Raw genomic sequence first — 13816 nt, forward strand, 5'->3', positions numbered from 1 at the left:
TATGCCTGTCTTTGATATCATATATAATGGAAATGAAAAAAATAACGGGGGGGATTACGAGTGTCAATCAATTTTGTAACCGATAAGGTTATTGTGAAGGTAGACGGCCGTGTCGCGAGAGTGGAATTGAATCGACCGGAAACGTTAAACGCTATGGACGTTGATATGATCAAGGGGCTTGTTTGCAGATTGAAGGAAATTGGTGAAGCGGATGATGTCGATATTGTTGTTATATCTGGCAAGGGCAAAGCTTTTTCAGCCGGCGGCGATATTAAAACAATGCTTTCTAATTCAGACCAATCGGCGTTTTATCCAGTGATGGATTGCATCAGTGAACTTGTGTTTACCCTTTACAGCCTTCCCAAGCTGACAATTAGTGCAATCACGGGAGCAGCAGCTGGATTGGGGTTTAGTTTAGCGCTGGCAACTGATTACATTATCGCTGATAAAAACAGCAAACTGGCTATGAATTTTATTGGAATTGGTTTAATTCCTGATGGCGGGGCACATTTCTTTTTAGAGAAAAGATTAGGAGAAACAAAAGCAAAGCAAGTTATTTGGGATGGTAAAATGCTAACTTCCGAGGAAGCGCTTTCGATGGGGTTAATCCAGGAAGTCGCAGATGGGGATCTAGAGGAAGCGGTACATAAGAAAGTAACAGATTGGCTGAGCCGTCCTGTGCAGGCAATGATTAAGACGAAGAAGATTTTAGCGGAAAAGAATCGACCGCAATTATTAAAACTTCTGGAATTAGAGAAATACGGGCAGCAGAAAATGCGTGAAACACAGGATCATCAAGAGGGAATTAAGGCATTTATAGAAAAAAGAAAACCAAACTTTATTGGAAAATAATAAATGTGAAAGGGCGCATAGGGATGTATGCGCCCTTTATTTTCTATCAAAAAGCTATGGGTGAAACAGTAATAGCTTACCGCTCGGGGAAGTACAGCGGTGAGTCTTTTCCAATAAGTTTTTCTCCGTTAAAAGCTTTTCTCCTTGTGCCTTTGCTGCCTCGTCATTTTCAGCATGGAAGGATTCATCGATAATTTTTTCTCCATTTGCTTCAAATGCTGTTAGTTTATACGTTTTCATTTTTACAGCCCCTTTTGTGAAAAAATTTATTACCAATATTTTTGCATAATTCTTTAAATTGTGCAAAAGAGAAATCCAAACCATAATATGGTATATTTGTAGGTGGAAGGAAGGAGTGAGAGGATTGGTTTTAAAACTGAGGCATGTCACAAAAAGGTTCGGGCAATTTACGGCTGTTAACGACCTTTCGTTAGAAATACCGGAAAGCGAAATATTTGGATTTTTGGGGGCAAACGGGGCCGGGAAGACAACCACGTTCCGAATGATTTTAGGGCTGCTTGATCCAAGTGCCGGGGAAATCAGCTGGGATGGGCTCCCGCTTAATTACTCAACTAGCCATCTGGTGGGCTATTTGCCTGAGGAAAGAGGATTATATCCCAAATTAAAGGTTCGTGACCAAATCGTCTATTTATCGAGATTAAGAGGAATGCAAAAAAAAGAGGCTCTAAAGGAATTAAGATTCTGGCTGGAAACGTTTAAAGTCCCAGAATATGAGAATAAAAAGGTGGAGGAGCTGTCAAAGGGAAACCAGCAAAAAATCCAATTTATTGCTGCCGTAATACATAAACCACGTTTACTTATTCTTGATGAGCCGTTTAGCGGTCTTGATCCGGTAAATGTTGAACAGCTGAAAAATGCGGTATTAACATTAAAGGAGAATGGAACCACGATTGTATTTTCAAGCCATCAAATGCATCACGTTGAGGAACTCTGTGAACATCTGTGTATTATGCATAAAGGAAAACCGGTAGTCCACGGGTCGCTTAAAGAAATTAAACGGGCATTTGGGAAGAAGAATCTGCTAATCCATGCAGATTTCAATCTCGAATCATTAAAGGATTTTCCAGGTGTTGTTAAAGCAAAGCCGACAATGGAAGGAATCCTTCTGCAAATTGAGGGTGAAGAAGTGGCGGAAAAGATCTTAGAGGAAATTGTCGGAAAAGGATTCATCCGTAAATTCGCCTTGGAGGAGCCGTCTCTGAACGATATTTTTATCGAGAAAGTAGGTGCGACGTATGAATAGTTTCTGGATTATTCTATTCCATACCTACCTAAACAAACTGAAGAGCAAATCATTTATCGTCACAACGATTTTGACGGTCGTTATTGTCTTGGGACTAACAAATATCAATAATATTATTAATCTGTTTGACAAAAACGGCGGAAAGGAAACTGTTGCCGTCCTTGATGAAACAGGGAAGCTTTTTGAGCCTTTTCAGCAGCAAATTGCCGTGATTAATAAAGATATTAAACTAGAAAACTTTAAAGGCAGTGGGAAAGAGGCAGAGCAAGCGGTGAAAAACGGCGATTTTGCCGGTCTTATCGAGCTTCAATATAACCAGGAGCAGCTGCCGGAAGCCGTCTTTAAGGCAATGAGTATTGCGGATTCTTCGCTTTTTACCGACCTTCAGGCGGGGCTGCAACAGTTAAAGACAATGATTGCCGCTTCCAAATTAAATTTGACCGAGGAGCAGCTGCAAAAACTATACGAACCAGCCGCATTTGAAAAGATTGCATTAGAGAAAAATGCGAAAACAGAAGAAGAGCTGAATCAGGCTAGGGGCCTAGTATACGTGCTGCTATTTATCATTTATTTTTCGGTCATTATGTATGCCAACATGATTGCGATGGAGGTGGCAACAGAAAAGTCATCAAGGGTAATGGAGATCTTAATTTCAAGTGTCTCGCCGATTAAGCAGATGTTTGCAAAAATCTTGGGAATTGGTTTACTAAGCTTAACGCAGCTAGCGGTGTTCTTGCTTGTCGGATATTATTCGTTAACAAAAAATATGGACTCGTTAGAAGATGGCTTCTGGGGCGTTTATGGCTTTGGAGATGTGCCGCTTGCGACAATCGTTTATGCGGTTGTATTCTTTATTTTAGGTTATTTCCTTTACGCTACACTAGCGGCATTTCTTGGGTCGCTTGTCAGCCGTATTGAGGATGTCCAGCAGATGATTACCCCGATGACGTTATTAGTTGTGGCAGGATTTATGATTGCGATGTTTGGGCTCGGTAAGCCGGATGCTTCATTTATTACGATTACTTCCTATATTCCGTTTTTTACGCCAATGATTATGTTTCTAAGAGTTGGTATGCTGACCATACCTGTTTGGGAAGCAGTATTGGGAATTGCCATTTTAATTGGCACCATTATTGTACTTGCCATTTTTGGTGCGCGTGTATATCGAGGCGGAGTATTAATGTATGGAAAGTCCAACTCCTTTAAAGATATAAAAAAAGCCCTTCAATTAACGAAAAAGGAATAAATGAAGAAGCCTCTGCGAAAAGCAGAGGTTTTTTTATAAGAACGTGCATTCGTATAGGCAAAATGCTACAATATAGAAAAGAACTGATGAGAGGAATTTTTTATGAAAAAAATTTCGTTTATCCATGCTGCTGACCTGCACTTGGACAGTCCAATGATCGGCTTAAAATCATTGCCGGAAGCTATTTTTACAAGAATCAAAGAAAGCACCTTCACTGCTTTAAAACGAATTACCGCCGCTGCCATCGAACAGCAGGTGGACTTTGTCATTCTTGCCGGTGATCTTTATGATGGGGAAGACCGCAGCCTTAGGGCCCAATCTCGCTTTCGGACAGAAATGTTGAAGCTCAAAGAAAAAGGAATTCCTGTTTACGTGATACATGGGAATCACGATCATTTAAATGGTTCATGGGTTGACCTCGGGATGCCTGAAAACGTTCATGTATTTGGCGGTGAGGTAGAAACAAAGATTTTACATACGAAAGATGGTGCAGTTGTTCATCTATATGGTTTTAGCTATCCAACCCGAAATGTATTTGAGAGAAAAATAGATGAGTACCAAAAAGTAAATGGGGCTGATTTTCATATCGGCATTCTTCACGGCAATGAAGGTTCCGGAACTGAACATGATAACTATGCCCCTTTTTCCGTTAAGGACTTGAAGGCAAAGGGCTTTGATTATTGGGCGCTTGGGCATATCCATAAGCGTGCGGTTTTAGCGGAAGACCCGCCCATTATTTATCCCGGTAATATTCAAGGCAGGAATAGAAAAGAGATGGGAAGCAAGGGCTTTTATCATGTAAGTTTAAGTGATTTTGAGACCAAAATAACGTTTCTTGAATCCTCTGAAATTGTATGGGAGGAAGAGGAGCTTGACGGTGCTTCAGTAAAGACCTTTCATGAAGCCGTTCAATTATGTCAAGAAGTAATGAATAGAATTCGTAAAGAAAGAAAAGCGGCACTATTGACGATTTATATGAAAAATATTGAATTAGAGGATTACAAGAAATTAAACGGATTAAAGGAAGATCTCTTAGAGCTTTTGTTGGAAAACGAACAAGAGGAAGAATTCTTTGTCTGGCTAGTCGACTTACATATATCCGAAAGTAAGCAGTTGAATAAAGAACAATTGAAAAACGAGACAGGCTTTTATACGGAGCTTTTTCGAACTGTTGAGCAGTATGACGATGTTGATCATGCCCTGGCGCCAATCTATGGACATGCATTAGGAAGAAAGTATGCTGATATATTCTCCGAAGAAGAAGCCAAGGAGCTAATTAACCAAGCAGAGAGATTATTACTTGAATTATTAAATAAATAGAGAGGAGTGAACAGTACTTTGAAAATTATCGGACTGCATATATATGGTTACGGCAAATTAGCAGATGTGGTAATTGAAAATTTAACCGATTTTCAAGTTTTTTATGGTGAAAACGAGGCTGGTAAATCCACGATTATGGCTTTTATTCATGGGGTTTTATTCGGCTTTCCGACAAAACAGCAATCGGAACTGCGCTATGAACCGAAACACCACTCCAAGTATGGTGGTAAGATTAGAGTTTATCATGAAAAAACGGGGTATGCCGTGATCGAACGGGTAAAGGGAAGGGCTGCCGGTGATGTGACGGTTGTAATGGATAACGGGACAATCGGCGGAGAAGAATTGCTGAAAGAATTACTTCATCATTTTGATAAAAGTCTGTATCAGGCTATTTTTTCATTTAATCTGCATGGTCTGCAAAATATTCATCAAATGAAGGGTGAGGAGATCGGCAAATTTCTTTTCTCTGCCGGAACACTAGGAACAGAGCGTTTGGCAAAAACGGAAGCTATACTCCAAAAGGAGATGGAGTCCCGTTTTAAGCCAAGCGGTAAAAAACCAACTTTGAATGGGAAATTACAAGCACTTCATGAGCTGAATTCGGAATTAAAAAAATCCGCAGCCAAAAATAAGGAATACGAAGATTTAGTTAGAAAAGGCGGGATGCTGCAACAGAAAATTGACCAGCTAAATAGTAAGCTTTACGACAATCAGATTCGAAAAGAAAAGCTGAATGAATGGAACCGCATCGAAACCCTTGTGAAGGAAGAAAAAATGATAAAAAAGGAATTGAGCGATCTGGGGGAGTTTGCCGAGTTCCCAGTGAGAGGAATTGAACGGCTGGAAAAGATAAACCAGCTCATCCATCCATGCAAAGCAAGGTTAAGCAGTATTGGGGAAAGTATAGAACAGGTAAAGCAGGAGTTACCTCGTATGAACCCTGATTCCTTATTTCTTAAAGCTGAGCCAGAGCTTTTGCCGCTGCTTGATCAAATTCCTATTTATGAGCAATTGCAGCTTGAAATGCAGCAATATGAAACAAAGCTTGCCGGATTTGAGGCAGAACTTTCGATGATAAAAGAGAAACTCCATTTGAGGCTAAATGAAGAAGAGATTTGTTCAATAAATACTAATATTTATATGAAAAATCAGGTGGAAACCGTATCGCAGAGAACGAAAAAGCTCTCCGAAATAAAGGAAGAATTAGAGAAGCAATACCAAGAGGAAAAGACTTCTTTAGAACAAATTGAAAAGGAAATTAGTCAAACGAAAAGCCTTTGTCTATCAGAGCAGAAAAGAGCTCATCTAGAGGAACAGGCTGCTGTTAAATATGACAAGAAGGGCCTTGAAGAGGAATTAAAGAATACGAGGGAAAAAATTGAATTCTGTCAAATATCCCTAGATCGAGACAATAATGCAAAAAGCGGACAGAAGCTACAGTATGTTATTATATTCGCGATTCTAGCTGGCCTAATTGTTTACGGCGGGCTGACAAAACAGTGGGAAATAGTAACTATCGGATCGGCCGGTGCTGCCGTCATTGCCTTTTTCATGCTCCAAAGCAACAGGGAGGGTAAAGAAAAAAAGGGAGCGCAGTCACTTGCCAACTTGAAGGAAACAGAAAAACAAATCATGCAAAAGCTGGATTCCGCAAAATTTTTCGATTTGGCGAAGGCTGAAGAACAATTGGAACGCGACCAGGAACTAAGAGAAGAGCTAAAAATATTAACTTTTAAATGGAAACAACAGCAGGTGCAATTTGATAAGGTCATTAGCAAATTCGAAGCCTGGGAACTTGAATCCGCTGAAAATAAGAAGAACCTTGTTTCTTTAAGTAAAGAGTTAAACATTCCTGAAAATATGGCTAATTTATTTTTACTTGAAGCTTATCAGCTGATTGAACAATATAAGTCTATTGTCCGTGACAAACAACAGCTTAATCATAGGCTACAAGAAGTCAATAAGCAGCTGGTAAAAATCGAAACAGGAATAAATGCTTTTGCGGATTATCATTTAAGTGAAAAGGGCATAAGTTTGCAGCAATCGGCTTATTTATTACGAAACAAGCTCAAAATGGAACACGAAAAGCATATTAAAAGCCAGGAAAAAAAGAACAAGCTGGCCGAACTGGAGAATGATTGGAAACAAACACAGAAGGAACTTGAACACTTAAATGATGAGCATCACAAGTTAATATCTTCCGCAAATGCCAATTCGGAACAGCAATTTTATCAATTCGGGGAGATAGCAGCAAAAAATCAGAAGCTTCAGGAACAACTCGAGGCGATCCAAGGACAGCTGCAATATTCCATTTTATCCGAACAGGAACGAGATCGCTTCCTCGGCCAGCATTTGAATGAAGGGACGATGATTGAGGTAAATAGAGAAACACAGCAGATAAATCATCAATTAAATACGCTTCAGGAGGAACTGGCTGCTGTCAAATATGAGATTCAAATATTAGAAGAAGGCGGGGTATATTCCGATCTGCTGCATCAATTCAAACAGAAAATGTTTCAATTAGCGGAGGATGTAAAAGAGTGGGCGGTTTTTTCAATCGCACAGGATATTCTTATGAGGACCATTGATACGTATAAAAACGGCCATTTACCAAGAATGCTGGTTAAAGCCCAGGAGTATTTAGTTTTTCTTACAAATGGCAGATACAATCGAATCCATCTAAATCCAGCAGGGATTGGCTTTTTGGTGGAACGACAGGATCATACAATTTTTGAAGCAAATGAATTAAGCCAAGCTACAACAGAACAACTATATGTTGCGATTAGGCTTGCACTGGCGACAACATTATATGAAAAGTATCAGTTTCCGATTATTATTGATGATAGTTTTGTCAATTTTGATACAGGGAGAACAAAGAAAGTGATTGAGTTGTTAAAAAAGCTTAAAGGTAATCAAATTCTGTTCTTCACATGCCATGCACACTTGCTTCCGTTATTTGCGAAAGAAAATATCCTGCTGTTGGAAAAAGATGCTGTACAGATAATTTCATAGGCTTAAAGATCGATATGTTATACTCTAATTATGGGAAAGGGCGTGATGAGGTTGGCAAAAGGAATTGCTTATCATGAAGTTGGGGAACAAATTGAATTGTTTTTCTTAATAAAAAGCTCAACTAAGGGAATTGCCAGTAATGGGAAACCATTTTTAACCTTAATTCTCCAGGACAAGAGCGGTGAAATTGAGGCAAAACTGTGGGATGCTGGTGAAGAGGAAGAAAAGCTTTATGCGGCCCAAAATATTGTGAAAATTGTTGGTGATGTCCAGAACTATCGGGGCAAGAGCCAATTAAAGATTCGGCAGATTCGCAGGTCGGGTCCGATGGATGGTGTCAAGCTTGAGGACTTTCTTGAGACGGCGCCGCTTAGTCAGGAAGAGATGGTCGGTAAACTGACGCAATATATTTTTGAAATGAAAAATCCGAATATCCAAAGGATTACCCGTCATTTAATCAAGAAACACCAAAAAGCATTTTTGGAGTATCCTGCCGCAACTAAAAACCATCATGAGTTTGTCTCAGGATTAGCTTATCATGTCGTCAGCATGCTGGACTTGGCAAAGGCAATTGCTGGGCTGTATCCAAGCCTTGATAAGGACCTCTTGTATGCTGGAATCATTCTGCATGATATGGGCAAGGTAATGGAGCTATCAGGACCGATTTCTACAGTCTATACGCTTGAAGGGAACCTCCTTGGCCATATTACGATTATGATTAATGAAATCGGTAAAGCTGCCGAAGAATTAGGGATATCTGGTGAAGAGGTATTGATTCTGCAGCACCTGGTTCTAAGCCACCATGGGAAGGCAGAGTGGGGTAGTCCAAAGCCGCCTTTGATAAAGGAAGCGGAGATCCTTCATTATATTGATAATTTAGATGCAAAAATGAACATGCTTGACCGTGCATTAGAAAGAGTCAAGCCTGGTGAATTTTCCGAGCGAATCTTCGCCCTGGACAACCGTTCATTTTATAAACCAGCCTTCCATAAATAGAGATAACCTTTATAGGTTGTCTCTTTTTTTGCATATTTTCAATTTGTAAATCATATGATGATACAAAAATGTGGACAACCACTTTGAAAGGGGAAAAGACATTGACGCTTCCAATTTGGATATATGCAGTTGTGGTTGGTATTGTCATAAGTGCGCTGATGGCGATTAAAACAGGAAGAGAAGAAAGACAGCTTGAAATGGAAAACATCGAGCTCGAAGGAGAAATCTATATGAAACGCTTGGAACGCGAAAAAGAAATGCGCCAGGAATTAAAAGCAACCGGTGAATAATAAAAAGCGAAAGCGCCCGAATTAATGGGCGCTTCCGTCATTATTATTGACCGGCTGGAGTTGTTGTTTGTGGTTTTAAAGCATCCTTTAAGTCTTTATCCGAAATCTTCACATTTGCATCCTTGATTTCTCGTTCCATTGCCTTACTAATATCTTCATTCGTTAATTTAGAGGATTTTACGTCATATTCAATTTCTTTTTTCATTTCATCGTAAGGTTTTTTCTCAGCCTTTTCTGTTACTTGAATGATATGGTATCCGAATTGTGTTTTCACTGGAGCACTAATCTCGTTTACCTTTAAAGCATAAGCTGCTTTAATAAAGTCTTTGTCATATTGAGCCGCATTTTGGTTATTAATTACACCTAAATCACCGCCGTTTTGGGCAGAGACAGTATCAGTGGATTCTTTTTTCGCAACGTCATCAAACTTTTTGCCGGATTTCAGTTGTTTTTCTACATCGTTGGCTGTTTTTTCATCCTTGACAAGGATATGACGAACCTTAATTTCTGGCTTGTAGTTATCATAGTAATCCTTTAATTCTTTATCAGTTACTTTAATGTCTTTCATTGCCGCTTTTTCTTGCAGCATGCCAAGCTTTAAAGTGCTCTTTAGATCTTCTTCACTTTTATAGCCATATTGAGCAAGGGCTGTTTCAAAGTTGGTGCCAAGATCCTTCTTAAGCTGTTCAATTTTTTCGTTCACATCTTTATCGGTTACTTTGTACTTTTTCGAAAGAACTTTTTCGTATACAAGCTGCTGCAGCGCTTGGTCTCCGACTTTTTCCTTCATTGCATTGTAAAGTTCTTCTTGTGTCACATTTCCTGCTTTACTCTCAACTATCGTTTCAGAACCGGATTGGTTACATGCACTTAATGCTAAAACCCCTCCAGCCAAAGATAAGGCTAAAATCCATTTTTTCATGCACAAATCTCTCCTACACTGTAAATTCTATGGGCGGCTGTCCATATCCTTTACTATAACATAAATGGTAACCACTGCAAAAAATAAACCACCAAATTACGCTTATAAAAATGTTAAAAAAGTATGAATGACTTTTCCATTAAAAATAAGGAAAGTGCCTAATCGAAATGGAGACCGGATGAATAGTATATCTTAGAAAAGAAAAAGGAGGTTATAAAATGAGTGGTGGAGTTGGATATGGCGGAGGCTTTGCGTTAATCGTTGTGCTTTTCATCCTATTAATTATCGTGGGTGCTGCTTGGGTTTGGTAATGTAAAAAAGCGATGAGAACTCCTCATCGCTTGTATTTTTTTTTGGAAATTTATTATTCCCAAATCGGAAAGATTATGTATATAAAATTTCCAAATAAGAAGAAATCAAAAGAATTGTAATTAGAACATTAATGGTCCGAAAAACTTTATGCTGCCGTTCTTCCGGAATTTCCTTTTGAATACATAAGGAAGTAGTCAGTTTATTAACATAGAACAATATAAAAATGGCAAAGACTATAAAAATGGAGATCATCATGGATTCCCTCCTCGAGACATGGTATCCTTTTTAAGATACCAAATATTAAGTAAAAAAGATAGTCATAAAATATAGAAGAATAATAGGCATTTTGCTCGATGGCGATAAATACTTGATTGTTTAGGTTTACTGCCATTCAAGCTTAGTAAATAATGATATATGGGATCAAAAGTTGGAAAAGAGGGATTCGGATGTGTGAATGGAATGTCCAATTGATGATGGAAAAAATTCAACTGCTTGAATTTCACCAGGGGCTATTATTAAAGTTAATTCAAAAACCGAATTTGAAATTTTATAGGATCATTGTTGAAAACGGAATATCCAAACAGGAAATGGAAATGTTTTTTAAGCTATGCGAAAAACTTAGTCAAAAATTAGAGGAACAAAAAGCGGAAGGGTTTGTTTATTTCTATCCGCTTCTTGTCGAATTTCGAGCCTCTTTACCTGCTGGAATGGATATGACTGAGGTCATACAGGCATGTTTAATTCAGAAGCTATACGAGCCTCTTTTTCAGGAATTAACAAAATACATATAAAGGTTCTTAGATCAGTTCCTGTTCTGTTTTTTCCTGTTTTTTGAGTGTTCCGTCTTCTTCAACGAATCTGTTTTCAATATTGTTGAAACAGCGTTCAAAGATTTCCATAAAATCGTCGCCATAAATATTGCGGACAATAGCCATCATTTCAATAATTTCAGGAAACTTCCCATATAAATCTCTTAGAGGCATTGCACCGGAAAAGACAGCGTATTCATCCGGTTTGTATGTCTCCATTAATTGAAGCAGAATTTCTTCTCCTTCAGAAGTGAGCTGAATATATGTGTTCCGCTTATCATTTTCCTTTTTGGAAAATTTCAGCAATCCTCTTTCTTCTAATTTTTTTGAAAAATTAAAAGCTGTCGAGACATGCATAACCCCGAATTTAGCCACATCCGATATGGAAGCTCCATTTAAATGGTAGGCAATCCATAAAATATGATGTTCATTGATATTTAAATCAAAGGGTTTAATCCATTGCTGCCAATCTTTTTCAATTGATTTCCATAAGGCCTTACTTAATTGTGCCATTCTTTGACTAAAAAGCATCGCTTCCTTCATCGAATATTGTTTCTCTGTCATCCCCATTTTCACCTACTTTTTTATTTCTCTACTATCATTATGCCAATAAAATAAAAATTAATAAAGATGTTAATTAACAAAATTTTTAGAAATTGAAAAATTTCTATATTGAAATTTAATTTTTTACTAAAAAGTGCGTTTATTTTTTACATGATTCTTTAATTCATTGCACCTTGCTCATAGGAATGGACGGTTTATCATATAAATAGTTACAGCACCAAAGGATTTTGAATCCTGGCAGAGGGGGCTGCAAATTGAAATTTATAACCGTGTTGTTTTTTATACTGTGTGTGATCCTATTTCTAGGATCAGGTAAATACTTTGCTGATGTAAAAAGACCTGGTGTTTATCCGCCAAAGCAAATTTTAAAGTCTAGAGCTCTTGTTTGTGCCTCTGGAGGAGGAATTTGCCTTCTCATCGCACTAATGTTTTCTTACTTTTCATAATAGTCTAACATAATTAATTTAAGAAAAGAACCCTTAAAGGGTTCTTTTCTTAACAGCCCCATGCATTATTTCTGGATCACGGAACCTGATGATATTTTTGTTCTTTTGAAGATGGATTGTGCAACTGGATACACAATAACCATTACGACAGTATTAATAACGATAGCAGGTAAGACACCTACAGCAAATATTGCCGTAAACGGACCTGGCAGGCCAACAATGAAATAGGCAGCAGTTAAAAAGACTGTACCTGACACCAATGTTCCGACAGCCGTTAAAATGCCGACACTGATAATTGAGTATCGGAATTTTTTTAATGCCAAAAATAATCCAAAGAAAACTAAGGCAGTAATCGGCTTATCAATTATGTTAGGAATTTGGCCGCCAGGGAATGCAGTAGTTAATGCTGTCAAAATTCCCGTTACAATTGCCATAAGCATCACACTTTTAATTTCTGGGACAAGTATTATACCTAAAAACATCATTGCAAGCATCATATCCGGCTTAATTGAAAGGGAAGCAGGCATGATTGTATGCAGGACAACCCCAATCCCCGCTAAAAGTGCTAAAATTACCAGGTTTTTCGTATTCATTTCTCATCTCTCCTCTGCTTTTCTCGAGCTTTTGTTTCTCCTGCAGTGCTCTCACTGCCTGCAGCGAAAAACTTAACCTCATTATAGCATATTAATATAATGTTAATAAAGGTGTAATTTTCAGAAAACTATTTTTGAAGGTGTTGGGCAATATCAGCTGCCATCTGGCTTAGCATTTGCGGTGTATAGTCGCTTTGATTGTTCTTCCAAACCGCCCCGAAGCCATCCCCTTTTCCATAGCGCGGGATTAAATGGACGTGAAAATGGAAAACAGTTTGTCCGGCTTTTTCACCATTATTATTAACTAGGTTTAATCCGACAAGTTCAAATTCTGTTTTTAAGGCATTAGCAATCGTAGGCACGACTTCGAAAATATTTTTTGCGATTTCCGGTGTTAATTCATACAGATTTTCTTTATGTACCTTTGGAATTACCAGCGTATGTCCTTTGGTAACCTGACTGATATCCATAAATGCAACCACATGTTCATTTTCAAATACTTTGGAGGAAGGGATTTCTCCATTAACAATTTTACAAAAAATACATTCACTCATGTTTTACACAGCCTTTCATTATAGTTTTGTCTCATTTTACCACAAATCTATCCATCCAATAAAGGCGGTAAGCAGAGCTAAACTATACTGAATTTATAAGTGGAAAGTTATTATAATTTCCGAGTTCTAAAAAATGGGTTATAATGCGGCGCTCCGCCCCTTTTCATCACAAGAAAAGAGCAGGATCCGCATGGAATCCCGCCCTCTTGAAGGGGAACTGCTTCAAATTCGACGTTCAATTAGGAATGTTTCTTTGATAAACACCTCATTTGACAATTTAGTGTTTGGTTAAAGAATCATCATTGTTCAAGCTGACCATCCCCTAAATGTTTTTATCGGTTACCTTACCTATAAAAACGGACGATGTCTGCGATAAACACCTCATTTGTTAGGTTATTTACCAAAACTGAGTGGTGTTATAGAACTCATAATGGTTTTCCTGCACATTGTACAATACAACCATCCCCTTGTTATGAAACGTTTTTAGAAGCTATTCTGGATTGAAACGAATATTGTCTTTTGTAGACACCTCATTTCAAGTTTGAGATGAATTTCTTCATCAAGTGAATTTCCCCTTCGAAGATTATGATGTCCGCTTCATAGCAATATATACAAAATTTACGATAAAAAAGTGAA

At 38.2% G+C, this 13816-nt stretch carries 15 protein-coding genes; 9 read left to right on the plus strand and 6 right to left on the minus strand.

Going from position 1 to position 13816, the window contains the following annotated elements; translation table 11 throughout:
- Nucleotides 1–60: 60 nt before the first annotated feature.
- Complete coding sequence (locus A6749_RS19575) at nucleotides 61–852, plus strand: enoyl-CoA hydratase (protein WP_066394622.1); 792 nt, start codon at nucleotides 61–63, stop codon at nucleotides 850–852.
- 54 nt (nucleotides 853–906) lie between these two features.
- Here the strand turns inward: A6749_RS19575 and A6749_RS19580 are convergent, their stop codons facing one another.
- Nucleotides 907–1092 carry a YhzD family protein gene (locus A6749_RS19580; RefSeq protein WP_066394624.1) on the minus strand — a complete coding sequence of 62 codons (186 nt, stop codon included), beginning with the start codon at nucleotides 1090–1092 and terminating at the stop codon, nucleotides 907–909.
- A gap of 124 nt (nucleotides 1093–1216) precedes the next feature.
- On the opposite strand from A6749_RS19580, the gene A6749_RS19585 reads away from it, so the two are divergent.
- The 6 genes from A6749_RS19585 to A6749_RS19610 all read left to right on the plus strand — a co-directional run bounded on the left by A6749_RS19585 (nucleotide 1217) and on the right by A6749_RS19610 (nucleotide 8980).
- Nucleotides 1217–2116 (plus strand): ABC transporter ATP-binding protein, encoded by a 900-nt coding sequence (locus A6749_RS19585; RefSeq protein WP_066394628.1) that lies wholly within the window; start codon nucleotides 1217–1219, stop codon nucleotides 2114–2116.
- Nucleotides 2109–3362 (plus strand): ABC transporter permease, encoded by a 1254-nt coding sequence (locus tag A6749_RS19590; protein ID WP_066394638.1) that lies wholly within the window; start codon nucleotides 2109–2111, stop codon nucleotides 3360–3362. The genes A6749_RS19585 and A6749_RS19590 overlap by 8 nt, the downstream gene beginning before the upstream one ends.
- A 102-nt stretch (nucleotides 3363–3464) precedes the next feature.
- Nucleotides 3465–4682 (plus strand): metallophosphoesterase family protein, encoded by a 1218-nt coding sequence (locus A6749_RS19595; RefSeq protein ID WP_066394647.1) that lies wholly within the window; start codon nucleotides 3465–3467, stop codon nucleotides 4680–4682.
- Between the two features lie 18 nt (nucleotides 4683–4700).
- Entirely contained in the window at nucleotides 4701–7694 is a 2994-nt protein-coding gene (locus tag A6749_RS19600; RefSeq protein ID WP_066394651.1) for an ATP-binding protein, read from the plus strand.
- A gap of 51 nt (nucleotides 7695–7745) precedes the next feature.
- The gene (gene yhaM / locus A6749_RS19605) at nucleotides 7746–8690 is read left to right on the plus strand and encodes a 3'-5' exoribonuclease YhaM (protein ID WP_066394654.1); all 945 of its coding nucleotides are present in this window, start codon (nucleotides 7746–7748) and stop codon (nucleotides 8688–8690) included.
- A gap of 101 nt (nucleotides 8691–8791) precedes the next feature.
- On the plus strand, nucleotides 8792–8980 hold the full coding sequence (locus tag A6749_RS19610; protein WP_174842914.1) for a sporulation YhaL family protein: 189 nt from the start codon (nucleotides 8792–8794) through the stop codon (nucleotides 8978–8980).
- A 43-nt stretch (nucleotides 8981–9023) separates the two neighbouring features.
- Here A6749_RS19610 and A6749_RS19615 read toward each other — a convergent pair whose 3' ends face one another.
- Nucleotides 9024–9902: a peptidylprolyl isomerase gene (locus A6749_RS19615; RefSeq protein WP_066394665.1), complete on the minus strand. Its 879-nt coding sequence runs from the start codon at nucleotides 9900–9902 to the stop codon at nucleotides 9024–9026.
- Nucleotides 9903–10120: 218 nt separating this feature from the next.
- Between A6749_RS19615 and A6749_RS19620 the strand changes: the two genes are divergently transcribed.
- Entirely contained in the window at nucleotides 10121–10213 is a 93-nt protein-coding gene (locus A6749_RS19620) for a YjcZ family sporulation protein (RefSeq protein WP_066394667.1), read from the plus strand.
- Between the two features lie 73 nt (nucleotides 10214–10286).
- Here A6749_RS19620 and A6749_RS19625 read toward each other — a convergent pair whose 3' ends face one another.
- Nucleotides 10287–10466, minus strand: a complete 180-nt coding sequence (locus tag A6749_RS19625) for a hypothetical protein (protein ID WP_066401063.1) — start codon at nucleotides 10464–10466, stop codon at nucleotides 10287–10289.
- 194 nt (nucleotides 10467–10660) lie between these two features.
- Here A6749_RS19625 and A6749_RS19630 point away from each other — a divergent pair, with 194 nt between their 5' ends.
- Nucleotides 10661–11005 carry a DUF1878 family protein gene (locus A6749_RS19630; protein ID WP_066394671.1) on the plus strand — a complete coding sequence of 115 codons (345 nt, stop codon included), beginning with the start codon at nucleotides 10661–10663 and terminating at the stop codon, nucleotides 11003–11005.
- A gap of 6 nt (nucleotides 11006–11011) precedes the next feature.
- Here A6749_RS19630 and A6749_RS19635 read toward each other — a convergent pair whose 3' ends face one another.
- From A6749_RS19635 to A6749_RS19650, 3 genes are all read right to left on the minus strand, one after another.
- Nucleotides 11012–11587 carry an HTH-type transcriptional regulator Hpr gene (locus A6749_RS19635; protein WP_066394675.1) on the minus strand — a complete coding sequence of 192 codons (576 nt, stop codon included), beginning with the start codon at nucleotides 11585–11587 and terminating at the stop codon, nucleotides 11012–11014.
- Nucleotides 11588–12098: 511 nt separating this feature from the next.
- Nucleotides 12099–12626 carry a tryptophan transporter gene (locus A6749_RS19645; protein WP_066394688.1) on the minus strand — a complete coding sequence of 176 codons (528 nt, stop codon included), beginning with the start codon at nucleotides 12624–12626 and terminating at the stop codon, nucleotides 12099–12101.
- Between the two features lie 128 nt (nucleotides 12627–12754).
- Nucleotides 12755–13180, minus strand: a complete 426-nt coding sequence (locus tag A6749_RS19650) for an HIT family protein (protein ID WP_066394689.1) — start codon at nucleotides 13178–13180, stop codon at nucleotides 12755–12757.
- Nucleotides 13181–13816 lie beyond the last annotated feature (636 nt).

The sequence above is a fragment of the Neobacillus mesonae genome (genome assembly GCF_001636315.1).
In the GTDB taxonomy this organism is placed as follows: Bacteria; Bacillota; Bacilli; order Bacillales; family Cytobacillaceae; genus Neobacillus; species Neobacillus mesonae.